Genomic DNA, 26,891 nt, shown 5'->3' with positions numbered 1-26,891 from the left:
AAGCCGCGGGCCGTCGGCCGCAGCACGCGAGAAGGGCCGTGGCCCCCGGATCCCCGGGGCCACGGCCCTTCCTGCACAGCGGCGGCGGCCGCCTCACGATCCGGCAGCAGGCCGCCGCCGTCGGTGCTCCACGCGCTACTTGCCCTGCTTGAACTCCAACGTCGCCGCGAGCGCGCCGAGCTGCTCGAAGGAGGCCGTCCCGGTCACCACCGTGACGTAGCCCTGCTCCTGCCGCACGAGGGCGTCGTACTTCTCGCCGTCCCAGCGCTCCCAGGTCAGGTCGCCGACCTGCTGCGTCTGCCCGGTGGCCGTCGCGTGCTGGGTGACCTTGGCGAGGTACTTGGCCGAGGTGTCCGTGGACTGCTCCACCGCCGCGTACTGCTGCTCCGGGTCGAGGAAGCCCAGGTGCCAGGCGTTGGCGTTCTTGCGCTCGTACGTCACCGAGGTCGCCCGCCACTGCTCCTGGAGCCCCACGGGGGCGGCCACCGGATACGGGGCCGCGCGCCGGGCCGTCAGGGTCTCCACCCGGTAGTCGACCGTGCGCGTCGGATCGGCCTTCTCGTCATGCGGGACGAAGAGGTAGATCCCGGCGACGACGATGCCGATCACCCCCAGCGACCGGACCATGTCCCAGACCGTCTGCTTGCCTTTCATACCTGCCACGCGACCCATCGTCCCGCATCGCGGGACGGCGATCACCGCCGGGGTCGCGGTGCGGCGCGTGTCGGCGGACCCTGGAGACTCCCGGACCGCCCCGGGTGCTGCCGGGGACGACCGGGGACTGCCGGACCCCACCGGACTCCCGGGGAGCCCCGGAGTGCCGCAAGACGTCCGCTCAGGACAATCGGCTGACCGATATGCCGCTCATACGTGACCCGCCCTGCTCAATATGTCGACGTACCGATAGAGTTCCAGCACCCTCACTACCCGGCCGTCGCCGTACAGAAAGGTGCGCTCCGATGACCGAGCACAACCTGCCGCCCCAGCTCGAAGTCTCCCCGGAGGCCCCTGACCGCAACCTCGCACTCGAACTCGTACGGGTCACCGAGGCCGCCGCCATGGCCGCGGGCCGATGGGTCGGGCGCGGCGACAAGATCGGCGCGGACGGTGCCGCGGTCAACGCGATGCGCACCCTGATCTCCACCGTCTCGATGAACGGCGTCGTCGTCATCGGCGAGGGGGAGAAGGACGAGGCCCCCATGCTCTTCAACGGCGAGCGCGTCGGTGACGGCACGGGCGCCGAGGTCGACATCGCAGTGGACCCGATCGACGGCACCACCCTGAACGCCAAGGGCATGCCGAACGCCATCGCCGTCCTGGCCGCCGCCGACCGCGGCACCATGTTCGACCCGTCCGCGGTGTTCTACATGGAGAAGCTGGTCACCGGCCCCGAGGCCGCCGACTTCGTCGACATCAACGCCCCCGTCTCGGTGAACATCCGCCGGGTCGCCAAGGCCAAGAACATGGCCGTCGAGGACGTCACCGTGGTCATCCTGGACCGCCCCCGTCACGAGGGCATCGTCAAGGAGATCCGCGAGACCGGCGCCCGCATCAAGTTCATCTCCGACGGCGACGTCGCGGGCTCGGTCATGGCCGTGCGCGAGGGCACCGGCGTCGACCTGCTCCTCGGCATCGGCGGCACCCCCGAGGGCATCATCTCGGCGTGCGCCATAAAGTGCCTCGGCGGCACCATCCAGGGCAAGCTCTGGCCGAAGGACGAGGCCGAGCGCCAGCGCGCGCTCGACGCCGGCCACGACCTGGACCGCGTCCTGACCACGAACGACCTGGTGTCGGGCGAGAACGTCTTCTTCGTCGCCACGGGCATCACCGACGGCGAGCTGCTGCGCGGCGTCCACTACCGCTCGGAGACCGCGACGACGTCCTCGCTGGTCATGCGCTCGAAGTCGGGCACCATCCGGCAGATCGACTCCACGCACCGCCTGTCGAAGCTGCGCGCGTACAGCGCGATCGACTTCGACCGCGCCCACTAGGCACGGCGGGAAACGAGAGGGGCGGTCCACCGCGTGCGGCGGGGACCGCCCCTCTCGTGCATCCGCTGCGGCATCCGGCGCCCGCGACCGGCTCAGCCCGCCGCGGCGATCGGCCCGGCCCCGGGGGCCTGGCGCAGTTCGGCGGCCCGGCGCCGCATGCGCGCGAGCACCACCCGGCGCTCGGCCGCCGTGAGGCCGCCCCACACCCCGTACGGCTCGGGCTGGAGCAGTGCGTGCTCGCGGCAGGCGACCATCACCGGGCAGCGGGCACAGACGCGCTTGGCGGCCTCCTCACGGGAGAGCCGGGCCGCGGTCGGCTCCTTGGACGGCGCGAAGAAGAGCCCCGCCTCGTCACGGCGGCACACCGCCTCCGCGTGCCATGGGCCGTCTTCCGCCCTCGCCGGAACCCGCGGCTTCGGCACGGCCGCCGCGCGCCCGGGAAAACTCTGGACGGCGGCTACCTGCAAGGACTGATGCGGCGGATGCGGCACGGTCTACTCCTGACGACGTATACGTGAGCGAGAGACGACGCACCTGTCCCTACCCGCTGCACGCGCCCCTATGCACCCCGTGCCACGGGGCGGATGCGGTTCGTCCGAAACGAGACCCCGCCGGGCGGGCCGTCACGCCACGGGCGCGGCCCACGCGGGATCCCGTCCGAGGAAGGCCAGCAGCTGCGCCGCGGCGCCGTGGTCCGCGCCGGGCGCGAGGGAGAACACCGGGCCGTAGTCGAAGCCGCGCAGGGGCTCGGCGAGGACGTCGGCGGCCGGGCGCAGGGCGGTGGCCAGAGCGTCGGTCAGGGCGGGCGGCCGGCCCGTGGCGACGGCGATGTCCCACGCGTGCACGGCCGCGTCGAGGGCGGCGGCGCCGACGGCCGTCTCGGCCGGTACGGCGAAGGGCGGCAGCGGCACGGCCACGTCGTGATCGCCGGGGGCGACCGCCGAGAAGGCCTCGGCCGCGGCGGCGAGCGCCGGGTCCAGCAGGCCCGTCGGCGGGCCGGCCAGGACGCCGGAGGGCGCGAAGGGGTCCTCCGTGGGACCGGGCCCACCGGTCAGCCGGGCGGCGTACGCGAGCTGGTCGCCCGCGGCGTGCTGGAGGACCTGGGTGACGTTCCACTGCGCGCAGGGGGTCGGGCGGTCCCAGCCGTCGGCCGGCACCCCGGCCACGGAGGCGCGCAGCGTCGCGTACGCCTCGTCGAGCAATTCCCACTTGGTCATGGTCATGACGCGGACCCTAGGTCGTGCCGTGCCGGTCCGCGGCCGGTTTTCGCCGGATCCACCGCGTGTCGGGAACCGCGGGGTCGGCCGGTGCCGGCCTTCCCGGTCCCGGAACCGGCCCTTCCCGGTCCCGGCCGGTTTCAGCCCTCCAGGCGCTTGCGCAGCTTGCGGGCCAGATCCACCAGGCGGGCGCCCACCTTGGGCCGCGCCTCGATGTTGCCGAGCAGGGCGAAGCCCCGGACGATCACCACGGGGGCCTGCGGATCGGTCTCGCCGCGGCCCTCGCCGCGCACCTCGAAGTTGCCGAGGACGCCGCTGCCGTATCCGCGCAGGGTGACATTCTCCGGGACCAGGACCTCGACGTTGCCGAGCACGCAGGTCACGTTGATCTCGGTGACCTGCTGCTCGAAGACCGCCTCGGTGAGGTCGATGTTGATGTCGCCCATGACCGAGACCGCGCGGGTGTGCGGTCCAGGCCGCCAGCGGCCCTTGCGGGCGGAGCTGCTGCAGACGGCCACTATGGTCTCGGCGGGACCGGCCGGGGCGGTGGCGGGCGAGGCGTACGCGGGCGAGGCATGGACGCCGCCGGGCGCGGGCAGATCCCGTACGAGCAGTTCCAGCTCGCCGACGGTCTTCACCGCGTACAGCGTGTCCAGCCGGTCGGAATGCTCCTCGGCCGTCAGCCGGCCTTCGGCGACGGCGTCGCCGAGGATCTGTGCGATCCGGTCCCGGTCTGCGTCGGAGGCGCGCAGCTCGGCGGGCGCGGGTACGGGGGCGGCGGCAGGGTGCTTTTCCAGGTCCACGACGCCCAGCATAGCCAGACACGATAGATCGCGATACTGCTGGGTGAGCCTTACCTCACAGACGCAGCTCCCGCGAGAGGTCCTACGCTGGTTGACCGCGCTGCCAATTGGTCGCCAGCGCCGTCTGCCGAGTGAGGAATGACTGCCGTCATGCCAGAGTTTGCGTACACCGACCTGCTGCCCCTGGGCGAGGACACCACCCCGTACCGGCTGGTGACCTCGGAGGGCGTCTCGACCTTCGAGGCCGACGGCCGTACGTTCCTCAAGGTCGAGCCCGAGGCGCTGCGCAAGCTCGCCGAAGAGGCGATCCACGACATCCAGCACTTCCTGCGCCCCGCGCACCTCGCGCAGCTGCGCCGGATCATCGACGACCCCGAGGCCTCCTCGAACGACAAGTTCGTGGCCCTGGACCTGCTGAAGAACGCGAACATCGCGGCGGCCGGCGTCCTGCCGATGTGCCAGGACACGGGCACGGCGATCGTCATGGGCAAGCGCGGCCAGAACGTGCTGACCGAGGGCGGGGACGAGGCGGCGCTGTCGCGCGGCATCTACGACGCCTACACGCGGCTGAACCTGCGCTACTCGCAGATGGCGCCGATCACCATGTGGGAGGAGAAGAACACCGGCTCGAACCTGCCCGCGCAGATCGAGCTGTACGCGACCGACGGCGGCGCGTACAAGTTCCTCTTCATGGCCAAGGGCGGCGGCTCGGCCAACAAGTCGTTCCTCTACCAGGAGACCAAGGCGGTCCTCAACGAGGCCTCCATGATGAAGTTCCTGGAGGAGAAGATCCGCTCCCTCGGTACGGCGGCCTGCCCGCCCTACCACCTGGCGATCGTGGTCGGCGGCACCTCCGCCGAGCACGCGCTGAAGACCGCCAAGTACGCCTCGGCGCACTACCTGGACGAGCTGCCCCGCGAGGGCTCCCCGCTGGGCCACGGCTTCCGCGACGAGGCCCTGGAGCAGCAGGTCTTCGAGCTGACGCAGAAGATCGGCATCGGCGCGCAGTTCGGCGGCAAGTACTTCTGCCACGACGTCCGCGTCGTGCGCCTGCCCCGCCACGGCGCGTCCCTCCCGGTCGCGATCGCCGTGTCCTGCTCGGCGGACCGCCAGGCGACCGCGAAGATCACCGCCGAGGGCGTCTTCCTGGAGCAGCTGGAGACGGACCCGGCGCGCTTCCTGCCGGACACCACGGACGAGCACCTCAGCGAGGCCTCGGACGTCGTCTCCATCGACCTGAACCAGCCGATGGACGACATCCTGGCGACGCTCACCAAGCACCCGGTGAAGACCCGGCTGTCGCTGACCGGCCCGCTGGTCGTGGCGCGCGACATCGCGCACGCCAAGATCAAGGAACTGCTGGACTCGGGCGCGGAGATGCCGCAGTACCTGAAGGACCACCCGGTCTACTACGCCGGCCCCGCGAAGACCCCCGAGGGCTACGCCTCGGGCTCCTTCGGCCCGACCACGGCCGGCCGCATGGACTCCTACGTCGAGCAGTTCCAGGCGGCGGGCGGCTCCAAGGTCATGCTGGCCAAGGGCAACCGCTCCCAGCAGGTGACGGACGCGTGCGGTGCGCACGGCGGCTTCTACCTGGGCTCGATCGGCGGCCCGGCGGCGCGCCTCGCCCAGGACTGCATCAAGAAGGTCGAGGTCCTGGAGTACGAGGAGCTCGGCATGGAGGCGGTCTGGAAGATCGAGGTCGAGGACTTCCCGGCCTTCATCGTGGTCGACGACAAGGGCAACGACTTCTTCCAGAACCCGGCCCCGGAGCCGACGTTCACCCACATTCCGGTCCGCGGACCGGGCCTGTAGCGCGCGTGACCGAGGGCTCCTCCCCCGAACGGGGGAGGAGCCCTCGCGCATGTCCGCCCATCGGCAGATGGCAGGACGGCGGGCTCCCGGCGAGGCTTTTCCCGTAACCAAACAGCCTTTGGAACACGGGAGTTCGCCATGAAGAACCGCAAAAGCGCCCTCATCCTCGCCGGAACCGCCGCCGCGCTCGCGGCCACCCTCATCGCGGCGGCCCCCGCCCCTGCCGCCCCGGCCACCCCGGCTGCGCAGGCCGCGCCGAAGCCCGCCTCCGTGCACGGGGGCGGCACGATCTTCTTCCCCTACTCTGCCGACGACGACATCCGCTTCACGGTCGACGCCGTGTCGACCCCGTGGACCAAGCCGTTCCCGGGGGCCGAGAAGGGCCTGCCGACGGACGCCCGGGGCCGGGTGACCATCTCCCACTACTTCACGGAGTCCGGCTTCACCGCCACCGCCGAGGCGGAGGTGGACTGCCTGGTCACGGGCGGCAAGACCGCCAGCCTCACCGCCGTGGTCAAGACCTCGAACGTCGGCTGGGACGGCAAGCGGATCGGCATCAGCGTCCAGGACGGCCAGCACGGCGAGCCGGACCGCGTCGGGTTCTCCTGGGCCGTCGCCAACGTCGACGTGAAGCCGGACGGCACGGTCGCCCAGGGCACGGTGGGCACCTGCATGGCCCCGGCCCCCTTCACGGAGGTCACCAAGGGCGGCTACAAGATCACGCCGGCCCCGCTGGCCCCGCAACCGAAGTCGTAGTCACGACGTCGGAGACAGCAGGTACCGGGCCTCGACGGGGGTGGCCCACCACCCCGCGGTACGGGCGGCCACCACCTCGGCGATGGTGAGCCCGTACACCCGGCGCAGGAGCGCGACGGGCACCCCGTCGGGCCCGCCGACCGGCAGGTGGACGGTGCCGTCCGAGGCCACGATGCGCTCCCGCACCCACGGCGGCGGTACGCCCCGGCCGTCGTCGCAGGCGTAGACCTCGTACCGCGGACAGTGCTCGTACCCCCTCCAGCGCAGCTCGCCGCCCTCGATGAACTGCCAGTCCTCCTGGACGCACTCCTCGCACGGCTCGCAGTGCAGGACCGCGTACATCTGCTGTTCGGCCATCCGGGCAGGATGCGGTAACGGGGCGTCCCGCGCATCCGGATAACGTCTGGGGCATGACGCAGATGCAGCCCCTCACCGCCCGCGACGTGCGCGTCATCGCGCATCGCGGGGCCTCCCACGAGCACCCCGAGCACACCCTCGCCGCCTACCGGCAGGCCATCGCCGACGGGGCCGACGCGCTCGAATGCGATGTGCGGCTCACTGCCGACCACCAGCTGGTCTGCGTGCACGACCGGCGGGTGGAGCGGACCTCGGACGGGCGCGGGGTGGTCTCCGCGATGACCTACGAGGAGCTGTCCGCGCTCGACTTCGGCGGCTGGAGGGGCGAGCAGCACCGGGGGGCACCCGTGCTGCTCTTCGAGGACCTGCTCAAGGAGGCGCTGGCCGCCGACCGGCCCGTCGGGCTGGCCGTCGAGACCAAGCACCCCACCCGCGCCGGCGGCCGGCTGGAGGCCGAGCTCGTACGGGTCCTGAAGGACCACGGGCTGGCCGACGGCTCGGCCGGCCTGGTCGAGGTGATGAGCTTCTCCCGCAACGCCCTGACCAGGCTGAACCGGCTCGCGCCCGGGCTGCCCGCCGTCTACCTGATCGAGCGGCGGCTGCGGCCGGTCCGGCCGCCGTTCGCGGGGCACGCCGGGCCGGGCATCGACCTGGTGCGCAAGGATCCGGGGCTGGTGGCCCGGCTGCGGGCCAAGGGGCTGCGGGTGCGGGTGTGGACGGTCGACGAGCCCGAGGACGTGGAGCTGTGCCTGCGGCTCGGCGTGGACACCCTGATCACCAACCGGCCCCGCGAGGTGCGGGAGTACCTGCACTCCCTGTGACCGGTACGGAAACACCCGGCCGGGGTGCGCCGGCCGGGCGTGGGGGGTCTGGTGGTGCGGGGTCTCGTAGTGCGGCGCTCCGTGGTGCGGGGCGGTTATACGAAGCGCTGGTTCGCGGAGCCGTTGCAGGTCTGCAGGCGCAGCGGCTCGTGCGCCGCGGCCACCGTCAGGCACATGCCCGGGGCGGCGGCGGGGCGGAGGGTCGCGCCGTCGCGGACGAACTGCTGGTTCGCGCCGCCGTGGCAGTTCCAGATGACCAGGCCGGTGCCGGAGCCGTAGTCGGCGCCGGGGGCGTCGAGGCAGCGGTCCTGGGTCAGTTCGATGTGGACGGACTTACGGGCGCTGTCGTACCACCAGCCCTGGTTGCGGCCGCCGTGGCAGTCCCATCCGACGATCCGGGTCTCGTTGGCACTGGAACCGCCGAAGGAGTCGAGGCAGTTGCCGGTCGCTTCGTTCTTCAGCGGCTTGAACCGGTCGTCCCAGGCACCGGCCTGCAGGACAGGGGTCCCGGTGCTCGCGGGGTCGGCGCAGGAGGCTTCGCGCAGGCCCGCGTTGTAGAGCTGGGTGAGGCAGGAGGCGAAGGCGCCGTGGCCCCGGTAGTTGGGGTGGAAGGACTGGCGTGCGGTGTTCTCGTCCCACGGGAAGTGGTCCCCGAGGTCCAGGTAGAGGCCGCGGGCCCAGGTGTCCTCCATGCAGACCTCGTGGCCGTGGAAGAGCCGCGAGTTGTCCAGGTAGATCGCGCCGGAGGCGAGGGCCGCCGCGCGCATGCCCTTCTCGAAGGTGGGTACCGCGTGGTTGCGGCCCCAGGTGGCGTCGGAGTCGTAGCCGGCGCAGCCGCCGGGCAGCTTGCCGGGGAAGTTCGGGTTGTCGTGGAAGTCGGGCCCGATGGGGCTGGGGTAGCCCATCACGACCAGCCTGTAGTCGGAGTCGGCGTAACCGGCCTCGCGCATGATGGTCTTCAGGTCGGCGACCGTGGCCTCGACCTTGGGCTTCAGGCCGTCGACGCGCGCCTGCCAGCCGGGCCCGTACTTGGGCTCGCAGGTGCCCTGGCTGAGCACCCAGCGGGTGACGCAGTCGGTCATGACGGGGCCGAACTGCAGGTCGTCGTTGGCCCCGGCGACCAGCAGGACCATCTTGATCCTCGTGTTGCGCGCCTTGACCGCCAGGTTGTCGCTCTGCACCAGCTCGTCGGCGTACTGCTTGCTGCCGCCGATCCGGATGTTCCCGGTGTATCCGCCGGAGCAGGCGACGTTGAAGGTCAGGTCGGCCGGGATGCCGGTGCGGTGGATCGCCGAGTCCGGCGAGCGGTGGCACTGGTTGTTCGGCGTGTTGGTCGCGGGGTCGTAGTTGCCGACTCCTTCGCCCGAAATCTCGCTGTCGCCCAGCGAGATCAGGCCTGTTTTACGCTCGTTCAGCGGACGCACGGCCGGATCGCCGTAGATCTCGGTGGCCTCCGCGGCCCGGACGGCCTCCAGCTCGGGCGACAGGGGCGCCACGGCCCCGGAGGCGGTCGCCGCCTGGGCCATGGGGGTGATGGCGGTGACACCCCCCAGGGCGGCCGCGATCGCCGCGACGGCGGCGAAGGTAGATCTGAGCATGGGTCTCGTACGGGCACGTGCCATGAAGGGCCTCCCCGGATGTCGGTGTTACCCCCGGTATTTACTGGCCGGTAGGGGAGTTGGGAACACTTCGAACAAGACAATCGCTCAACTTTTCGAGGAGGTCAGGAAAATGACAGACGAGCAGCAGGCCGATGCGTTCCGGATCGAGCACGACTCCATGGGCGACGTACGGGTGCCCCGGCACGCCAAATGGCGCGCCCAGACCCAGCGCGCGGTGGAGAACTTCCCCGTCTCCGGGCAGCGGTTGGAGCGCGCCCACATCGAGGCCCTCGCCCGGATCAAGGCCGCCGCCGCCGCGGTGAACGCGAAGCTCGGCGTGGTGGACCAGGACGTCGCCGAAGCGATCCGGTCCGCCGCCGCCGAGGTCGCGGACGGCCGCTGGGACGACCACTTCCCCGTGGACGTCTTCCAGACCGGCTCCGGCACCTCGTCCAACATGAACACCAACGAGGTGATCGCCACCCTGGCCACCGAGCGCCTGGGCCGGGAGGTCCACCCCAACGACCACGTGAACGCCTCGCAGAGCTCCAACGACGTCTTCCCGTCGTCCATCCACATCGCCGCCACCGCCGCCGTCACCGGCGAGCTGATTCCGGCCCTGGAGCACCTGGCCGCCGCGCTGGAGCGCAAGGCCACCGCCTTCGCGCAGGTCGTCAAGGCCGGCCGGACCCACCTGATGGACGCCACCCCGGTCACCCTCGGCCAGGAGTTCGGCGGCTACGCGGCCCAGGTCCGCTACGGCGTCGAGCGGCTGCGGGCCGCCCTGCCACGACTGGCCGAGCTGCCGCTGGGCGGCACCGCGGTGGGCACCGGCATCAACACCCCGCCCGGGTTCTCCGCCGCGGTGATCGCGGAGGTGGCCACGGCGACCGGACTGCCGCTGACCGAGGCCCGCGACCACTTCGAGGCCCAGGGGGCGCGGGACGCACTCGTGGAAACCTCCGGAATGCTCCGCACGGTCGCCGTCTCCCTCACCAAAATCTCCAACGACCTGCGCTGGATGGCTTCCGGACCGCGCACCGGTTTGGCCGAAATCAATCTCCCGGATCTCCAGCCGGGCTCCTCGATCATGCCCGGGAAGGTCAATCCGGTGGTCCCGGAAGCCGTCCTGATGGTCGCCGCACAGGTCATGGGGAACGACGCCACCGTGGCCGTGGCGGGCGCGGCCGGCAACTTCGAGCTCAATGTGATGCTCCCGGTGATGGCCAGGAACCTCCTCGAATCGATCCGGCTGCTCGGCAGCGCGAGCCGCCTGCTGGCCGACCGCACGATCGACGGAATCACCGCCAACGAGGCGCGGGCCAGGGAATACGCAGAGTCCTCGCCCTCCGTGGTCACCCCGCTCAACCGCTACATCGGCTACGAGGAGGCCGCCAAGGTCGCCAAGCGGTCCCTCGCCGAGCGGAAGACGATCAGGGAGGTGGTCCTGGAGGCCGGCTACGTGGAGCGCGGCGCCCTCACCCTGGAGCAGCTCGACGAGGCCCTGGACGTGCTGCGCATGACGCACCCCTGAACCGTCCGGCCGCACCTCCGGGCGGGGGCCGGATTCGGTCGTTTCTCGTCGTCGAACCCGCCGGTGACCTGCGCCGCAGCGGGCACCGGGACCCCCGCCCTAAGATCTGCGCATGACAGGTACTTTCAAGCCCGGGAGCGGCCCGGCGCGGAGCGCGCCGGGCAGCCCCGCGCAGGGCCCGCGCTGGGCGCCCGGGGAGCAGGTCCTGTGGCGCTACCGCGACCACGCCCCGGGGCTGAAGGGCCCGGTCCACATCTGCCGCCCGGTGACCGTGGTCCAGGACACCGAAGAGCTGCTGGCGGTGTGGATGGCCCCCGGCACCGAATGCGTCAAGCCGGTGCTCGCCGACGGCACCCCCGTCCACGAGGAACCGCTCGCCACCCGCTACACGGCGGCGCGGACCACCGTACGGTCGCGGTGGTTCGGCGCCGGTGTCCTGAAACTGGCCAGGCCGGGGGACCCGTGGTCGGTGTGGCTGTTCTGGGGCCCCGGCTGGCAGTTCAAGAACTGGTACGTGAACCTGGAGGAGCCGCACTCGCGATGGGCCGGCGGGGTGGATTCCGTGGACCACTTCCTGGACATCGCCGTCTACCCGGACCGCAGTTGGAAGTGGCTGGACGCGGACGAGTTCGCGCAGGCGCAGCGGTCCGGTCTGATGGACCGTGAGCAGGCCGCCCGGGTACGGGAGGCGGGCCGCGCCGCGGTCGAGGTGATCAAGGAATGGGGAGCGCCGTTCTCGGCCGACTGGGAGGACTGGAGGCCGGATCCGGCCTGGAGGATTCCGGCCCTGCCGGAGGACTGGGACCACACCCCGACGCATATGACCTCATGAGACCCTTGATGCGCCCCCGGGGTTCAAACGTAGGATCGTCCTCCACGAGGTCACGCGCGCGGGGCGGCGCGGTGGATGCGCCGCTTTGCAAGTGGTGTGCCGCACGCGGGACTTGACCGGAGGTCGACGCACGACGAGAGGCGACGAGGGGGCGAGGGTCCGCCAGGGGCACCTCCCGGCCGCGGGTTGGGGGAGAAGTTTGGGCGAGGAACCTCGGGGCGATGGTGCCCGGGCCGCTGAGCGGGTATACCGCGACTGACCGAGTTGAGTGCAGCGCACATCGAGCGCAAACGGACGGAAATCCACGCGTGACGGAGTACCCCACCTCCCAGGAGGGCCCGCAGCCCGTCGCCTCCGGCGGAGGTACGGACGAGGCCGGCCACGGCAAGGCGCCCATCGCCGCCGCCGAGGCCGTACGCACGCATGCCGCGGGCGCCGGTGTCGGCCCGGCGGCCGAGCCGGGCGCCGCGGCCGCCGCGGCTGCCTCCGACGCGCGCGCGGCCCGCTCCGCGGCGGGCGCGGGCGGCAGCGCCGGGCTCCCCCGGCCCCGCCGCAATGCGGCCGCCCCCGGCGAGGTACCGGCCGCGGCGGAGCCCGGCGAGGGCGCGGCCCGCCCCCGGCCCGGTGCGAGCGGCAGCGACGCGTCGATCGGCGCGGCCGGGCTCGGTGCTCCCGCCGAGGCCCCGCGCCCGCGCGGCGGGAGCGAGGACATGACCGACGACGGCAACGGCCCCGCGGCCGGCACGATCGCGAGCGGTGACGGCGGAGCCGGGCACCACGGGGGTGGCGGGAGCGCCGTACCGGCCGGGGGTTCCGGAGAGGCGACCGCCGCGCGCCGCGAAGGGGACCGGCTGCGGTTCGTCGGCGCCGCCACCCGGCGGATCGCCCGCGGCATCGACCTCGACGAGATCGTGCTGGGACTGTGCCGGGCCACCGTGCCGACCTTCTCGGACGCGATCCTCGTCTACCTGCGCGACCCGCTGCCCGTCGGCGACGAGCGGCCCGTCGGCCCGGTCGTTTTAAGGCTCCGGCGCACCGACCGGCTCCGGCCGATCGACGACCTGACGGACATCAGCAGCACCATCGGCGCGGGGATGGACCTCGCCGGGGCCGCGGGGGCCACCGGCGAGCTCGACTTCAGCCAGTTGCCGCTGGTCGGGCCGCAGGGTGACCTGCCCGCGGCCGAGCTGTGCGAGATCCGGCCCGGCGGCGCGCTCGCCGAGGTGCTGCGCGGCGTACGGCCCGTCTTCGGCTCCTCCGCCGCCGCCCGGGCGGCGCTGCCCGAGCTGCTCGGCGTCGACCACCCGCTGCCGCGCGGCAACCGGGCCGTCCTCGCTCCGCTGCGCGGCCGCCGCCGGGTGATCGGCGCGGCCGTCTTCCTGCGCAGTCCCGAGCGTCCCGCCTTCGAGCAGAACGACCTGCTGGTCGCCGCCCAGCTGGCCACCCACACCGCGCTCGGCATCGACAAGGCGGTCCTGTACGGCCGTGAGGCGTACATCGCCGACGAGTTGCAGCGCACCATGCTGCCCGACAGCCTCCCGCAGCCCACCGGGGTCCGGCTGGCCTCCCGCTACCTGCCCGCCGCCGAGACGGCCCGGGTCGGCGGCGACTGGTACGACGCCATACCGCTGCCCGGCAGCCGGGTCGCGCTCGTCGTCGGCGACGTCATGGGCCACTCCATGACCTCCGCCGCGATCATGGGTCAGCTGCGCACGACCGCGCAGACGCTCGCGCAGCTGGACCTGCCGCCCGCCGAGGTCCTGCACCACCTGGACGAGCAGGCGCAGCGCCTGGGCTCCGACCGCATGGCCACCTGCCTGTACGCCGTCTACGATCCCGTCGCGCACCGAATCACCATCGCCAACGCGGGCCACCCGCCGCCGGTCCTGCTGCACCTGGGCGGCCGCGCCGAGGTGCTCCGCGTACCGCCCGGCGCCCCCATCGGGGTCGGCGGCGTGGACTTCGAGGCCGTGGAGCTGGACGCGCCCGCCGGGGGCACCCTGCTGCTCTACACCGACGGCCTGGTGGAGTCGCGTCTGCGGGACGTGTGGACCGGCATCGAGCAGCTCCGCGAGCGCCTGGCCACGACCGCCCAGCTGACGGGCCTGGACCATCCGCCGCCGCTGGAGGCGCTCTGCGACGACGTCCTGGACATGCTCGGCCCCGGCGACCGGGACGACGACATCGCGCTCCTGGCGGCCCGGTTCGACGGGATCGCGCCCAGTGACGTCGCGTACTGGTTCCTGGACCCGGAGGAGACCGCCCCGGGCCGGGCCCGCCGGTTCGCCCGCCGCGCCCTGACCCGCTGGGGCCTGGAGGAGCTGAGCGACTCGCTGGAGCTGCTGGTCAGCGAGGTGGTCACCAATGCCGTGCGGTACGCGGAGCGGCCCGTGACGCTGCGCCTGCTGCGTACGGACGTCCTGCGCTGCGAGGTCGGCGACGACTCGCCCCAGCTGCCCCGCCAGCGCCGGGCGCGGGACACCGACGAGGGGGGCCGCGGCCTGTTCCTGGTCAACCGGATGGCCCGCCGCTGGGGCGCGACACGGCTCAGCAGCGGAAAGGTCGTCTGGTTCGAGCTGTCGCTGCCGGGGACGCCCGAGCGCCGCTGACCGCGAAACCGACCGCGACCGGCACAAGACCGCCGCCCCGCAGCCTTCGAGGAAGGCTGCGGGGCGGCGGTCTGTCCGTGTCCCTAGTGCTCGGGGATCAGCGGCGGGTCCGGCGGCTTGGGACCGCCGCTCTTGGTCGCCGTGGGCGACGGGGACGTCGACGGGGACGGCGTCGTACCCGACTTGGTGGCGGTGGGCGACGGGGACGTCGACGGGGACGGCGACGGGCTGCTGCTGGCGGCCGGCGCGCTGGAGGACGGGCTCGGCGACGGCGTCGGCGAGGCGCTGCGGGACGGCGTCTGGACGGCGCCCATGTCCGCCTCGCTCAGCTGGAACTTGCCCGTGTCCGCGCCCTTGAGGGCGGCGAGGGTGTACGCCTTCCAGATCGTGGCGGGGAAGCTGGAGCCGCCGAGCCGGCCGAGGCCGGCCGTGCCGGTCAGGGTGACCTGCTTGGCGGTGCCGGGCTCCTCACCGAAGATCGCGACGACGGTGACCAGCTCCGGGGTGTAGCCGGAGAACCAGCCGGAGACGTTGGACTCGGTGGTACCGGTCTTGCCCGCGGCCTCGTAGGCGCTGCTGCGGACCTTGTTGCCGGAGCCGCCCTCGTCGTTGACGACGCCCGTGAGCACCTTGGTGACGGTGTCGGCGGTCTTGCGGCTGATGGCCTGGGCACCGATGGGCTGGACCGGCTCGACCACGCGGTCCTTGTGCTCGGCCTTCTTGATGATGGTCGGCGTGACCTTCTTGCCGTGGTTGTCGAGGGTGGCGTAGACGGCCGCCATCTCCACGGTGTTGGCACTCATGGTGCCGAGCGACATGGCCGGCTTGTCCTCGGGCCAGCCGTCGCGGTCCTTCATGCCGAGGGCCAGGGCCGTCTTCTTCACGTTCGGCGGTTCCACGTCCACGATCATCTGCGCGTAGACGGAGTTCACCGAGAAGTTGGTGGCTTCCTGGACCGTCATCATCGGAGTGCCGTAGCTGTGGTCCTCCTGGTTCTGCGGGGCGAACGGGATGTCGCTGCCGACGACCGCGCGCTTGCTGGTGCCGTCGTAGAGCGCGTTCGGCGTGATCGGCTTGCCGTCCTGGGTCTTCGACCCGTTCTCCAGGGCGGAGGCCAGCACGACCGGCTTGAAGGTGGAGCCCGGCTGGTAGTCCTTGCGCAGGGCGTTGCTCGACCAGTGGTCCTTCAGGCTCGTACCGCCGTACATGGCGACGATGTGGCCGGTCTTCGGGTCCACGGAGGTGGCGCCTGCCTGCACGCGCTGGTCGATGGGGCGCTTTTCGACGTTCGTGCGCTCCAGCTTGGATTCCAGCTCTTCCTGGACGGCCGTCTCCAGCGCGGCCTGCTTCTTCGGGTCGATGTTCAGCGTGAACGTCCAGCCGCCGGCGTCGATCAGCTTCCGCTCGACGCCCTGGGCGTTGAGCTCGGCCTCGGCCGCCTGGACCAGGTAGCCCTTCTGGCCGTCCATGCCCATCGGCGGCTGCGGCGGCTGCGGCTCCGGGAACTTGAGCGTCTGGCGCTTGGCCTCGTCCAGCTTCTTCATGTCGACCATGTTCACGAGGGTCGCGTCGTAGCGGATCTTGATCCGCTTCTGCGTCTCGGCGCTGGCGGTCGACCAGTCGTACTGGCTGGGCGCCTGTACGAGGGTGGCGAGGTAGGCGCCCTGTTCCAGCGTCAGCTGCCCGGCGTCGACGCCGTAGTAGGCCTGGGCCGCGGCCTGGATGCCGTAGGCGCCGCGCCCGAAGTAGCTCGTGTTGAGGTAACCCGCCAGGATCTCGGGCTTCTTCATGCGCTGGTCGACCTTGAGGGAGATCACCAGCTCCTTGAGCTTGCGGGTCGCCGTCTGATCCTGGGTCAAGTAGTAGTTCTTGACGTACTGCTGGGTGATCGTGGAGCCGCCGGCCTTGCCCCGGCCGGTGGCCGTGTTCCACAGACCGCGGGCCAGACCCTTGAAGTCCACACCCTGGTCCTTGCGGAACGACTTGTTCTCGATCGCGATGAACGCCTCCTGGACGTCCATCGGGATCTTGTCGATCGGCAGGATCTCGCGGTTGACCTTGCCCTTGCTGGCCATGATCGTGCCGTCTGCGTACTTGTAGACGTTGCTCTGCTGGAGGGCCTGCTTGTTGGGGTCCGGCTCTTCCACGTAGAAGTACAGGGCGACCAGCGCGCCCATGCCGAGCAGGGCCAGCCCGAAGAACGTGCCCAAGACCTTCTTCCAGGTGAAGAAGCGGCGTATGCCGGTGCGTTTGCCGGTACTTCCGCTTCCCTCGGCGCCCTTCGCCCGTCCGCTCGGCGCACGCCGCGCACCGCGCCGCTGCTGCGCCTTACGCACTTCTGCTCGGCCCATCGTTCCCGCTCCGCTCGATTGCCCCCCCGACGTCAGCTCAGAAAGCTAACACCGCAGGCTGTGTCAAAAGTTGGCCAACCGTGACTAATTCCGGTCATTTCGGACGTGAGAATCAGCACCCACATCACTGGAACCGACGCTCACCTAAGCCGAAGGGTTGCCGAAGCGCAAAAAAGTGATATCACTTTGCTAGGCGGTCCGACCGGCCGTCAGCTGAGAAACGGGGCAAACCATGACGAACCAAAACGCCAACCCAAGCGGAGTAAGGGAGTTCACCGCGCACAGCGTCGGCGGCGGCCCGGCACTGCTGCTCGGCCTGGTGGGTCTACTGGCGGGCGCGGGCGTGATCGCGGTCGGCTCGGTGGCCACGGCCACCCTGGCCAAGGCGCTCCTGATCGCGGCCGGCGTGCTGCTGAGCCTCGTCTCCGTGATCGCGATGTGCGGGCTGAACACGGTGGCGCCGGGCGAGGCCCGCGTCGTCCAGCTCTTCGGCCGCTACCGGGGCACCATCCGCGCCGACGGCCTGCGCTGGGTCAACCCGCTGACCTCCCGCGAGAAGATCTCCACCCGGGTGCGCAACCACGAGACGGCCGTCCTGAAGGTCAACGACGCCTACGGCAACCCGATAGAGCTGGCGGCGGTCGTGGTGTGGCGGGTCGAGGACACCGCGCGCGCCTCCTTCGAGGTCGAGGACTTCACCGAGTTCGTCGAGACCCAGACCGAGGCGGCCGTCCGGCACATCGCCATCGAGTACCCCTACGACGCGCACGAGGAGGGCGGGCTGTCGCTGCGCGGCAACGCCGAGGAGATCACCGAGAAGCTGGCGGTCGAACTGCACGCCCGTGTGGAGGCGGCCGGGGTCCACATCATCGAGTCCCGCTTCACGCACCTCGCGTACGCTCCGGAGATCGCCTCCGCGATGCTCCAGCGCCAGCAGGCGGGCGCGGTCGTGGCGGCCCGGACGCAGATCGTGGAGGGTGCGGTGGGCATGGTCGAGCTGGCACTGACCCGGCTGGCGGAGCAGGACATCGTGGACCTGGACCCGGAGCGCAAGGCGGCCATGGTCTCGAACCTGATGGTCGTCCTCTGCGGCGACCGCGCGGCCCAGCCGGTGGTCAACACGGGAACCCTCTACCAGTGACCCCCGGCGGCGAGGAGAAACCGGCGGGCCGGCAGGCGCGCAAGCAGGTGCTGCTGCGGCTCGACCCGCAGGTGTACGACGCGCTGGCCCGCTGGGCGGGCGAGGAACTGCGCAGCGCCAACGCGCAGATCGAGTTCCTGCTCCGCCGGGCCCTCGCCGAGGCCGGCCGCCTCCCCTCGGCCCCCGGCCCCATCCCGCGCCGGGGACGGCCCCCCAAGCCCACGGAGTGACCCGTACGCCCCGGTGGGGCCGCCGCCCCGGCCCCACCGGGGCGTACTCATGCCGCAATCGCCGGAGGGCATCCGCCCCGCCATCTATACACTCAGCGTATACACGCAGTGTAGAGTCGCGGACATGTCCATCGGTCACACGCTCCTGGGCCTCCTAGAGGCCGGCCCGCGCCATGGTTACGACCTCAAGCGGACCTTCGACGAAAAGTTCGGCCACGATCGGCCCCTCGCCTACGGGCAGGTCTACTCGACCATGTCCCGGCTCCTCAAGAACGGCCTCGTCGAGGTCGACGGCGTGGAGAGCGGCGGCGGCCCCGAGCGCAAGCGGTACGCCATCACCGATGCCGGGATCACCGACGTCGGGGCCTGGCTCTCCCAGCCCGAGAAGCCCGAGCCCTACCTCCACTCGACCCTCTACACCAAGGTCGTCCTCGCCCTGCTCACCGGCCGCCGCGCCGACGAGCTGCTGGACACCCAGCGCGCCGAGCACCTGCGCCTCATGCGCATCCTCACCCAGCGCAAGCGCAAGGGCGACATCGCCGACCAGCTCGTCTGCGACCACGCCCTCTTCCACCTGGAGGCGGACCTGCGGTGGCTGGAGCTCACCGCGGCCCGCCTCGACCAGCTCGCGCGGGAGGTCCGCCGATGATGACCCCGGCCGGTACCCTCCTCGCCGCGACGGACCTGCGCAAGGCGTTCGGAACCACCAAGGCCCTCGACGGCGCCGAGTTCTCCATCCACCCCGGCGAGGTCGTCGCCGTCATGGGCCCCTCCGGCTCCGGCAAGTCGACGCTGCTGCACTGCCTCGCGGGCATCGTTCCTCCCGACTCCGGCTCCATCACCTACGCCGGCCGCGAGCTCACCTCCCTGAACGATGCCGAGCGCAGCGCCCTGCGCCGCACCGAGTTCGGCTTCGTCTTCCAGTTCGGCCAGCTCGTACCGGAGTTGACCTGCGTGGAGAACGTCGCCCTCCCCCTGCGCCTGACCGGCGTCAAGCGCAAGGAGGCCGAACGCACCGCCCTGCACTGGATGGAACAGCTCCAGGTGGAGGAACTCGTGGCCAAGCGGCCCGGCGAGATATCCGGCGGCCAGGGGCAGCGCGTGGCCGTCGCCCGCGCCCTGGTCACCGCACCCCGGGTGATCTTCGCCGACGAGCCCACGGGAGCCCTCGACTCCCTCAACGGCGAACTCGTCATGCAGCTGCTCACGGAGGCGGCCCGGTCCGCGAACGCGGCCGTCGTGCTCGTCACGCACGAGACGCGCGTGGCCGCCTATTCCGACCGGGAGATCGTCGTACGCGACGGCAAATCCCGCGACATGGAGCGGATCGTATGAGCCGGCTCCAGGTCTGGGCCCGCGATCTCGGCATGGGCACCCGCTTCGCCTTCGGCGGCGGCCGCGAGGGATGGACCCGCACCCTGCTCACCGGTGTCGGCGTCGGTCTCGGCGTCGCCCTGTTGCTCATCAGCACCGCGATCCCCGGCGCCCTCGCCCAGCGGTACGAGCGCGGCGACGCACGGTCGACGTTGAACTCCGAGCGAGCCGACGCCCCCGGGCCCGACACCCTGCTGATCGCCCGCATCGGCCAGACGTACCGGAACAAGGACATCGAGGGCAACATGATCCGGGCCGAGGGCCCGGACGCCCCGCTGCCGCCCGGTCTGAAGCGGATCCCCGGCCCGGGCGAGATGGCCCTCTCCCCCGCCCTCGACGAGTTGCTGAAGTCCTCCGACGGCGCCCTGCTGCGTGAGCGGCTCGACGCGCGCGTCAGTGAGATCGTCGGCGCCCCGGGGCTGGTCGGCCCCGGCGAACTGCTCTTCTACCTGGGCAGCGACACCCTCCGGAAGAACGGCCCCGAGGACTACCGCGTCCAGCGCGTCACCGGCTTCGGCCACGACACGGACCGCGAGGGCCTCGACCCCGTGCTCATGCTGATGGTCGTCCTGACGTTCGTCGCCCTGCTGATGCCCGTCGCCGTGTTCATCGCCACCGCCGTCCGCTTCGGCGGGGAGCGGCGCGACCGGCGGCTCGCCGCCCTGCGGCTGGTCGGCGCCGACGGCAGGATGGTGCGCCGGATCGCGGCCGGCGAGGCGCTGGCCGGCTCTCTGATCGGACTGGTACTGGGCGCCGGCTTCTTCGCCGTCGGCCGCTCCCTGGTGGGCAGCTTCAGCCTCCAGCAGCGCAGTGTCTTCCCCGCCGACCTGGACCCGGCGCCCTGGCTCGCCGTGCTGGTCGCCCTCGCGGTGCCCGCGGCGGCGGTGGCCGTGACCCTGTTCGCGCTGCGCGGTGTGGTCATCGAGCCGCTGGGCGTCGTCCGTACGACCAAGCCCTCCCGGCGTCGTATCTGGTGGCGGCTGCTGCTCCCGCTGGTCGGAATCGGCCTGCTCCTGCCCATGGGCGGCCGCGGCAACGACCACGGCAGGTTCAACCAGTGGCAGGTCGCCGGAGGCGTGGTGCTGCTGCTGATCGGGGTCACCGTGCTGATCCCCTGGCTGCTGGAACGCTTCGTCGCGAAGATGTCCGGCGGCCCGGTCTCCTGGCAACTGGCCGTGCGCCGGCTCCAGGTCAACAGCGGCGCCGCCGCCCGGCTCGTCAACGGCATCGCCGTGGCCGTCGCGGGCGCCATCGCCCTCCAGATGCTCTTCGCGGGCGTCGAGGGCGAGTACACCAAGTCGACCGGCCAGGATCCCGGCAGGGCCGCCGTCGCGGTCATCGTGAACCGCGATGCGCAGACGCCCATGGACGACCTCGCGCAGCGGATCGCCGCCGTGCCGGGCGTCACCCGCGCCGTCCCGCTGACCTCCGCGCATGCCGCCCACCAGGTGCCCGCGGACGAGGAGACGGTCCAGGTGACCATCGGCACCTGCGACGCGCTCGGCGAGGTCGCGACGCTCGGCTCCTGCAAGGAGGGCGACGCCTTCGTGGTGACCGGCTCCACCTCCCGGGACGACGTCTACGGGGCCACGGCGAAGCCCGGCGACGAGCTGTTCGTCGGCGACGTCCGGGGGTACGGCTCCGCGTCCGCGTCCGGAACGACCGACCGGCCCGGTCCGGCGAAGTGGAAGGTCCCGGCGGACGCCCGCACGGTTCCCAGCCGGGAGGACCCCACCGGGCAGCTGCGCAGCGGCCTGCTGGTGACCCCGTCGGCGGCGCCGAAGGAGATCGGCAGTTTTCCGGATGCGCGAATCTTCGTCCAGGTCGACGAGTCGGGTCCGAACACCCTGGACCTGGCGCGCAACGCCGTCTTCAAGGCGGACCCGTTCGTCACGGCGATGAGGCTGCGGGACACCAAGGAGGCCGCCGGCTACTCCTCGATCCGCACGGGGCTGTTCTTCGGCGCCATCGCCGTACTGGTCCTGATCGGTGGAAGCCTGCTCGTTTCCCAGCTGGAGCAACTGCGCGAGCGCAAGCGGTTGCTCTCCGCCCTGGTCGCCTTCGGCACCAAGCGCTCCACCCTGAGCCTGTCGGTGCTGTGGCAGACGGCCGTGCCGATCGTGCTGGGCCTGGTGCTGGCGGCCGGGGCGGGCGTGGGGCTGGGCGCCGTCCTGATGAGCATGGCCGCCCAGCCGCTCCGGATCGACTGGGCGTCGGTGCTCGGGATGACGGCGGCCGGCGCGGGCGTGGTGGTCGTCGTGACCCTGCTCAGCCTGCCACCGCTGCTGCGGCTGATGCGCCCGGACGGCCTGCGCACGGAGTGACGCGCGCGGTGTGATCCCCGGCCCCGTACGCCCGTTCCCGGCGGCGCCCCCCATCCCTAGTCGGTGGGCCACACCGGGAGCGGGCGTACGGCTTCGCGCAGTGCGGCGGCGATCGCCCCGAACTCCTCCTGCCGGGCGGTCCCGGTGCGCATGGCCAGGGCGATCCGCCGGGAAGGTGCGGGCTCGGCGAAGTAGCCGGTGGACAGGTACTCGTTGCGGGCGGTCTCCAGCCGCAGCGCGGACCGCGGCAACAGCGTCACTCCCAGTCCCCCGGCGACCAGTTGTACGAGCGTGGACAGCCCGGCGGCGGTCGTGGTGACGTCCGCTCCGGTCGTCCGTCCCGCTTCCCGGCAGATGTCGAGGGCCTGGTCGCGCAGGCAGTGCCCTTCGTCCAGCAGCAAAAGCTGCAGCCCCCGCAGTTCCTCCAGCGGGATGTCGCGGCGTCCGGCCAGCGCGTGCTCGCGGGGCGCGAGCAGGACGAAGTCCTCGTCGAAGACGGGTAGTTCGGTGACCCCGGGGACGCCCAGCGGCACCGCCAGCAGGAGCAGGTCCAGGCGCCCGCCGCCCAGCCCCTCCAGCAGGGAGGCGGTCTGCTCCTCGTGCACCTGGAGGTCCATCCGCGGATAGCGCCGGTGGAACAGCCCGAGCACGGTCGGCAGCAGGTACGGCGCCACCGTGGGGATCACCCCGAGCCGCAGCACCCCGGTGAAGGGGGCCCGTACGGCCTCGGCCTCCTCCAGCAGCCCGCCCATGGCGTCCAGCACCACCTGGGCCCGCGCCGCGATCCGCTCGCCCGCCGGGGAGAGCAGCACCTTGCGGGTAGTGCGCTCCAGCAGCTGCACGCCGAGGGCCTCCTCCAGCGCGGAGACGGCCCCGGAGAGCGCCGGCTGGCTCATGCCGATGGCCGCGGCGGCGTCGCGGAAGTGCAGGTGCTCTGCGACCGCCGCGAAGGCGCGCAGTTGCGCGAGCGTCGGTTGCTTCGTTCCCCTACTACTGACAGCCACTGATAGGTACCTCCGATCACCCGACACAAGACTAGCTATTTCTGTAATCAATGCAGGTGTGTCAGCATGTGAGATCAGTCCAACCCCATCGGAAAACCCCCAAAAGGGCTATTTTCCACTGTATAAGGAGAGCGCGTGCTCACTGTTGGTGACAAGTTCCCCGCCTTCGACCTGACCGCCTGTGTCTCGCTCGAGGCCGGAGCTGAGTTCGCGCAGATCGACCACAAGACCTACGAGGGCAAGTGGAAGGTCATCTTCGCCTGGCCGCTGGACTTCACCTTCGTGTGCCCGACCGAGATCGCCGCCTTCGGCAAGCTGAACGAGGAGTTCGCCGACCGTGACGCGCAGGTCCTCGGCTTCTCGCTCGACTCCGAGTACGTGCACCACGCCTGGCGCAAGGACCACGCCGACCTGCGCGACCTGCCCTTCCCGATGATGTCCGACATCAAGCGCGAGCTGTCGACCGAGCTGGGCATCCTGGGCGAGGACGGCCTGCCGATGCGCGCCGTCTTCATCGTGGACCAGAACAACGAGATCCAGTTCTCGATGGTGACCGCCGGTTCCGTGGGCCGTAACCCCAAGGAGGTCCTGCGGGTCCTCGACGCCCTGCAGACCGACGAGCTGTGCCCGTGCAACTGGAACAAGGGCGACAGCACCATCGACGCCGGCGCGCTGCTGGCCGGTGAGTGAGGCATGTCCCTCGACTCCCTGAAGTCGGCCATACCGGACTTCGCCAAGGACCTGAAGCTGAACCTCGGTTCGGTCATCGGCAACAGCGACCTCCCGCAGCAGCAGCTGTGGGGCACCGTCCTGTCCTGCGCGATCGCCGCCCGTTCGCCGCTCGTCCTGCGTGAGCTGGAGCCCGAGGCGAAGGCGAACCTCTCGCCGGAGGCGTACACCGCCGCCAAGTCCGCCGCCGCGATCATGGCGATGAACAACGTCTTCTACCGCACCCGGCACCTGCTCTCCGACCCGGAGTACGGCACCCTGCGCGCGGGCCTGCGGATGAACGTCATCGGCAACCCCGGCGTGGAGAAGGTCGACTTCGAGCTGTGGTCGCTCGCGGTCTCCGCGATCAACGGCTGCGGCCAGTGCCTGGACTCGCACGAGCAGGTCCTGCGCAAGGCGGGCGTCGACCGCGAGACGATCCAGGAGGCCTTCAAGATCGCCTCCGTGATCCAGGCCGTCGCCGTCACCCTCGACGCCGAGGCCGCCCTCGCCGCCGAGTAACGGCACCCCGTACGCCACGAGGGCCCTGTGACCGTTCCCGGTCGCGGGGCCCTCGTACTGTCAGCTCCTGCGCAGCGCGGCCATCAGCGCCCGCGTGTCCTCGACCGCCGCCGCCAGCAGCGCCTCCCGGCCGGGATGCGGCAGCGGTGCCAGCGTGGGGTCGGGGTCGTCACCGCCGGTCACCCGGTAGATCATCACGTCGACAGTGAACACCGCGCCGCCGTCACGGACCCGCAGCCGCAGGCTGTCATCGGTCACCGGGTTGGTGACCATGGCCTGTTCGCCGATGCCGGGCAAGGGCTCCCACCGACCGTCGCCACCGGCGAAGAACACCCGGTTGCCCGGAACGTCGAGTGCGAACTCGACCGCCGGATCGGTCTTCTTGTGCAGTTCGACCGTGGCCGAGGTGTGCACGGTCCCGAGGGAGACCGCCCTGTCGTTCTCGCGGTGGCACGACGCCCAGTCCAGCGCCGGATGCCGGCCGCCCGCCCGCGGCTCGGTCTTCGTGAGGCCGCCCAGCTCCTCGTCCAGCGCCGGGGCCGTGAACTGATCGCACAGGTTCTCCGTGACCCGGTAGCGGATCTCCGGTGCGGCCGGCCGGTCCCCGAAGGCGTAGAACCCGCCCGCCCACAGTGCGGAGGTGACGACCACCGCTGCCGCCACCCATTGCCACGGCCGCGCCCGGCTCCGTAAGGGCTCGCGCACCACGACATCCTGCGGGGCCCCGTCCCGGTCCGCCGCCGGCCACTGCTCCCCGTCGAGCTCGGGCTCCCCGATCACGTCCGCCCCTACTTCCTGAGTGCTGCGATCAGCTCGCGCAGGTCCTCGGCCATCGCCGCCTTCACCGCGTCGGCGTCAGTGGCGGGCCTGCCGTGCCGCTCCCCGAAGGTGAAGGCCGAGACCTCGACGCTGGCCCGGTAGGAGATCTCCGGGGCGCCCGGCGGGCCCCCGACGGCGTACAGCCCGCCGGCCCACACCGCCGATGCCACCACGGCGCCGCCCAGCGCCCACTTCCACGGGCGCGGGCCGGGACCACCCGCCGTCGGCTCCCGCGCGCTCCCCGACGGCGCCGACGCCTGTTCCATGGCCTCGGTCTTCCACTCCTCGCCGAGCTCCGGATCGGTGATCACGACTGTCCCCCCGTGGTTCCTGTTTCCGAGCGCCGCCATCAGAGCGCGCATGCGTTCGATCATCGCAGCCTTGATCGACGGAATGTCAGGTTCCGTGGGTTCCTCCACCCGCCCGGGCCCGGGCGGGCTATGGCGTGGTGTTCTCGCGGTCCGGTACCGCGCCCAGGGCCGTCGAGCCGTGCGGGGCCGGGCCGATCATGCCCGCCCCGAGATGGTGCTGGTCGCGCGAGTACGCCTTCAGGTAACCCACCACCGTGTTGGTGACGGCCACCAGCGGTACGGCGACCACCGCTCCGCCGATGCCCGCGATCATGCCGCCGGCGGCCACGGACAGCACCACCGCGAGCGGGTGCACCCGTACCGCCCGGCCCAGGATGAAGGGCTGGAGCACGTGGCCCTCGATCTGCTGCACCGCCAGCACCACCAGCAGCACCATCAGGGCGGTGAACACGCCCTGCGTCACGAGCGCCACGACCACGGCGAGGGCTCCCGAGACCACCGCGCCGACCAGCGGGATGAAGGCGAACAGGAAGATGAAGACGGCCAGCGGCACCGCCATCGGCACGTCCAGGAAGTAGATGCCGAGGCCGATGAAGATGGCGTCGATGAGCGCGACGATGACCGTGCCGCGCACGTACGCGGTCAGGGTGCGCCAGGCGCGCGGACCGGCACCGGCGACTCCGGCCCGGGCGGCGGCCGGGACCAGGCCCAGCGCCCAGGTCCAGATGCGCTTGCCGTCGTAGAGCAGGAAGAGCGTGGAGAACATCGCGAGCAGAATGCCCGTCAGGACCTCGACGAGCACCGTCACGCCCTGCAGTCCGGCGGAGGTGATCTGCTCGGTGTTGGTGCCGATGGTCTCGCTGAGGTTCTTCGCGATGTCGTTGATCTGCTTCTCGGTCACGTGGAACGGACTGTCCAGCGCCCAGAGCTTGAGCTCGTTGATGCCGTCGCGGACGCGGTCGGAGAGGTCATCGAGGTTCTCCATGACCTGCCAGACCACGAACCAGCCGACGAGGCCGATGACCACGAAGCCGAGGATCGCCGTGACGGCCGTGGCCAGACCGCGCGGCAGGCCCAGCCGGCGCAGCCGCACGACGAAGGGCTGGAGCATCGCGGTGACGAGCATGGCGGCGGCGAAGGCGAGCACGACCAGCCGGACTTCACTGATCACCTTCATCAGCACCCACAGCATCCCGGCGAGCAGCAGCAGGCGCCAGCTGGCCTCGGCGGCGACGCGCATCCCCCAGGGGACGACGCTCGCCGGGTCGGGGCGCGTGGGCGCGGCCGGTGCGGCGAGGTGGGGCGCGGGGGCCACCGGTACGGCAACGGGCGGCGCGGCAACGGCCGTCGCCGTGCCGGATGCGGAGGACGCGCCGGACACCGCGGCCCCGGCGGACGCCGCGCGGCCCGCGGGCGCCCGCCCCGGCCCGCCGCAGCCCGGCAGGTCGCCGCTGGCCTCGGCCTCGACCTCGGCGCGCCGCTCGTTGAGCCGCGCCTCCATCCGGTTGAGCCTGTTCCCGAGCCGGCCGAGCCAGCCTTCCCTCTTCGCCATGTCGCTTTCCTTCCCCCGCCCCGCTCTACGGGCTCACCTCGAAGACCGTACACGCGAGGAGCCCCGCACCGGATTCCGGACCCTGTTGGTAAATCCGCCCCGCTGGAGCTATCCGGCGGGGCGGAGTGCTGCGAAGGGTGAGGTGCGGGTCGGGGCGAGCGGGGTGTTGGTGAGCCAGGCGTCCAGGCGGGCGAAGTTCATCGCGGCCGCGGTGAAGAA

Annotated in this window: 25 protein-coding genes; 14 read left to right on the top strand and 11 right to left on the bottom strand. The window is 71.6% G+C overall.

Features of this window, described 5'->3' with window-relative positions; all coding sequences use genetic code 11:
* Positions 1-135: 135 nt before the first annotated feature.
* On the bottom strand, positions 136-654 hold the full coding sequence (locus IE257_RS24795) for a DUF4245 domain-containing protein (protein ID WP_189972356.1): 519 nt from the start codon (positions 652-654) through the stop codon (positions 136-138).
* A 305-nt stretch (positions 655-959) separates the two neighbouring features.
* Between IE257_RS24795 and glpX the strand changes: the two genes are divergently transcribed.
* A complete protein-coding gene (gene glpX / locus IE257_RS24790; protein WP_030712049.1) occupies positions 960-1,991 on the top strand; it encodes a class II fructose-bisphosphatase in 1,032 nt (343 codons plus the stop codon).
* A 92-nt stretch (positions 1,992-2,083) separates the two neighbouring features.
* On the opposite strand, the gene IE257_RS24785 is transcribed toward glpX, so the two are convergent.
* From IE257_RS24785 to IE257_RS24775, 3 genes are all read right to left on the bottom strand, one after another.
* Positions 2,084-2,482 carry a WhiB family transcriptional regulator gene (locus tag IE257_RS24785; RefSeq protein WP_371588376.1) on the bottom strand — a complete coding sequence of 133 codons (399 nt, stop codon included), beginning with the start codon at positions 2,480-2,482 and terminating at the stop codon, positions 2,084-2,086.
* 132 nt (positions 2,483-2,614) lie between these two features.
* The gene (locus IE257_RS24780; protein ID WP_189972149.1) at positions 2,615-3,214 is read right to left on the bottom strand and encodes a TIGR03086 family metal-binding protein; all 600 of its coding nucleotides are present in this window, start codon (positions 3,212-3,214) and stop codon (positions 2,615-2,617) included.
* A gap of 134 nt (positions 3,215-3,348) precedes the next feature.
* A complete protein-coding gene (locus IE257_RS24775) occupies positions 3,349-4,011 on the bottom strand; it encodes a DUF1707 SHOCT-like domain-containing protein (RefSeq protein ID WP_229920640.1) in 663 nt (220 codons plus the stop codon).
* 150 nt (positions 4,012-4,161) lie between these two features.
* On the opposite strand from IE257_RS24775, the gene IE257_RS24770 reads away from it, so the two are divergent.
* Positions 4,162-5,826 (top strand): fumarate hydratase, encoded by a 1,665-nt coding sequence (locus tag IE257_RS24770; RefSeq protein WP_189972147.1) that lies wholly within the window; start codon positions 4,162-4,164, stop codon positions 5,824-5,826.
* 138 nt (positions 5,827-5,964) lie between these two features.
* The gene (locus tag IE257_RS24765; protein ID WP_189972146.1) at positions 5,965-6,582 is read left to right on the top strand and encodes a hypothetical protein; all 618 of its coding nucleotides are present in this window, start codon (positions 5,965-5,967) and stop codon (positions 6,580-6,582) included.
* Here IE257_RS24765 and IE257_RS24760 read toward each other — a convergent pair whose 3' ends face one another.
* Positions 6,583-6,939, bottom strand: a complete 357-nt coding sequence (locus IE257_RS24760; protein WP_189972145.1) for a hypothetical protein — start codon at positions 6,937-6,939, stop codon at positions 6,583-6,585.
* A gap of 53 nt (positions 6,940-6,992) precedes the next feature.
* On the opposite strand from IE257_RS24760, the gene IE257_RS24755 reads away from it, so the two are divergent.
* On the top strand, positions 6,993-7,760 hold the full coding sequence (locus IE257_RS24755; protein ID WP_189972144.1) for a glycerophosphodiester phosphodiesterase: 768 nt from the start codon (positions 6,993-6,995) through the stop codon (positions 7,758-7,760).
* Between the two features lie 95 nt (positions 7,761-7,855).
* Here the strand turns inward: IE257_RS24755 and IE257_RS24750 are convergent, their stop codons facing one another.
* Positions 7,856-9,382 (bottom strand): ricin-type beta-trefoil lectin domain protein, encoded by a 1,527-nt coding sequence (locus IE257_RS24750; RefSeq protein ID WP_189972143.1) that lies wholly within the window; start codon positions 9,380-9,382, stop codon positions 7,856-7,858.
* A 109-nt stretch (positions 9,383-9,491) separates the two neighbouring features.
* On the opposite strand from IE257_RS24750, the gene IE257_RS24745 reads away from it, so the two are divergent.
* The 3 genes from IE257_RS24745 to IE257_RS24735 all read left to right on the top strand — a co-directional run bounded on the left by IE257_RS24745 (position 9,492) and on the right by IE257_RS24735 (position 14,336).
* Positions 9,492-10,895, top strand: a complete 1,404-nt coding sequence (locus IE257_RS24745) for a class II fumarate hydratase (RefSeq protein WP_189972142.1) — start codon at positions 9,492-9,494, stop codon at positions 10,893-10,895.
* Between the two features lie 112 nt (positions 10,896-11,007).
* Positions 11,008-11,727 (top strand): cytidylyl-2-hydroxypropylphosphonate hydrolase, encoded by a 720-nt coding sequence (fomD, locus tag IE257_RS24740; protein ID WP_189972141.1) that lies wholly within the window; start codon positions 11,008-11,010, stop codon positions 11,725-11,727.
* A gap of 308 nt (positions 11,728-12,035) precedes the next feature.
* Positions 12,036-14,336 carry a SpoIIE family protein phosphatase gene (locus IE257_RS24735; RefSeq protein WP_189972140.1) on the top strand — a complete coding sequence of 767 codons (2,301 nt, stop codon included), beginning with the start codon at positions 12,036-12,038 and terminating at the stop codon, positions 14,334-14,336.
* Positions 14,337-14,419: 83 nt separating this feature from the next.
* Here the strand turns inward: IE257_RS24735 and IE257_RS24730 are convergent, their stop codons facing one another.
* The gene (locus tag IE257_RS24730; RefSeq protein ID WP_189972139.1) at positions 14,420-16,687 is read right to left on the bottom strand and encodes a transglycosylase domain-containing protein; all 2,268 of its coding nucleotides are present in this window, start codon (positions 16,685-16,687) and stop codon (positions 14,420-14,422) included.
* A gap of 232 nt (positions 16,688-16,919) precedes the next feature.
* On the opposite strand from IE257_RS24730, the gene IE257_RS24725 reads away from it, so the two are divergent.
* The 5 genes from IE257_RS24725 to IE257_RS24705 all read left to right on the top strand — a co-directional run bounded on the left by IE257_RS24725 (position 16,920) and on the right by IE257_RS24705 (position 21,756).
* Entirely contained in the window at positions 16,920-17,828 is a 909-nt protein-coding gene (locus IE257_RS24725) for an SPFH domain-containing protein (RefSeq protein ID WP_189972138.1), read from the top strand.
* Positions 17,774-18,058 carry a type II toxin-antitoxin system antitoxin gene (locus IE257_RS24720; RefSeq protein ID WP_245385683.1) on the top strand — a complete coding sequence of 95 codons (285 nt, stop codon included), beginning with the start codon at positions 17,774-17,776 and terminating at the stop codon, positions 18,056-18,058. The genes IE257_RS24725 and IE257_RS24720 overlap by 55 nt, the downstream gene beginning before the upstream one ends.
* A 124-nt stretch (positions 18,059-18,182) precedes the next feature.
* Positions 18,183-18,707, top strand: a complete 525-nt coding sequence (locus IE257_RS24715; RefSeq protein ID WP_189972137.1) for a PadR family transcriptional regulator — start codon at positions 18,183-18,185, stop codon at positions 18,705-18,707.
* A complete protein-coding gene (locus IE257_RS24710; RefSeq protein WP_189972355.1) occupies positions 18,707-19,393 on the top strand; it encodes an ABC transporter ATP-binding protein in 687 nt (228 codons plus the stop codon). The genes IE257_RS24715 and IE257_RS24710 overlap by 1 nt, the downstream gene beginning before the upstream one ends.
* Positions 19,390-21,756 (top strand): FtsX-like permease family protein, encoded by a 2,367-nt coding sequence (locus tag IE257_RS24705; RefSeq protein WP_189972136.1) that lies wholly within the window; start codon positions 19,390-19,392, stop codon positions 21,754-21,756. Before IE257_RS24710 ends, IE257_RS24705 begins: the two co-directional genes overlap by 4 nt.
* A gap of 56 nt (positions 21,757-21,812) precedes the next feature.
* Here IE257_RS24705 and IE257_RS24700 read toward each other — a convergent pair whose 3' ends face one another.
* Complete coding sequence (locus IE257_RS24700; protein ID WP_189972135.1) at positions 21,813-22,760, bottom strand: hydrogen peroxide-inducible genes activator; 948 nt, start codon at positions 22,758-22,760, stop codon at positions 21,813-21,815.
* A gap of 135 nt (positions 22,761-22,895) precedes the next feature.
* On the opposite strand from IE257_RS24700, the gene IE257_RS24695 reads away from it, so the two are divergent.
* Together IE257_RS24695 and IE257_RS24690 are read left to right on the top strand one after the other, a co-directional pair.
* Positions 22,896-23,450, top strand: coding sequence for a peroxiredoxin (locus IE257_RS24695; RefSeq protein WP_189972134.1), 555 nt, complete (start codon positions 22,896-22,898; stop codon positions 23,448-23,450).
* A 3-nt stretch (positions 23,451-23,453) separates the two neighbouring features.
* A complete protein-coding gene (locus IE257_RS24690; protein WP_189972133.1) occupies positions 23,454-23,990 on the top strand; it encodes an alkyl hydroperoxide reductase in 537 nt (178 codons plus the stop codon).
* A 60-nt stretch (positions 23,991-24,050) separates the two neighbouring features.
* Here the strand turns inward: IE257_RS24690 and IE257_RS24685 are convergent, their stop codons facing one another.
* The 3 genes from IE257_RS24685 to IE257_RS24675 form a co-directional block, all read right to left on the bottom strand.
* Positions 24,051-24,770, bottom strand: a complete 720-nt coding sequence (locus IE257_RS24685) for a hypothetical protein (protein ID WP_189972132.1) — start codon at positions 24,768-24,770, stop codon at positions 24,051-24,053.
* Between the two features lie 8 nt (positions 24,771-24,778).
* Positions 24,779-25,171, bottom strand: a complete 393-nt coding sequence (locus tag IE257_RS24680) for a hypothetical protein (protein WP_189972131.1) — start codon at positions 25,169-25,171, stop codon at positions 24,779-24,781.
* Positions 25,172-25,247: 76 nt separating this feature from the next.
* The gene (locus tag IE257_RS24675) at positions 25,248-26,672 is read right to left on the bottom strand and encodes an AI-2E family transporter (RefSeq protein WP_189972130.1); all 1,425 of its coding nucleotides are present in this window, start codon (positions 26,670-26,672) and stop codon (positions 25,248-25,250) included.
* Positions 26,673-26,891 lie beyond the last annotated feature (219 nt).

Origin of the sequence: Streptomyces avidinii, assembly GCF_014650695.1 — a bacterium.
Classification (GTDB): domain Bacteria; phylum Actinomycetota; class Actinomycetes; order Streptomycetales; family Streptomycetaceae; genus Streptomyces; species Streptomyces avidinii.
The sequence above is the reverse complement of the archived record's forward strand: the minus strand, read 5'-3'. Positions and strand labels throughout refer to the sequence as shown.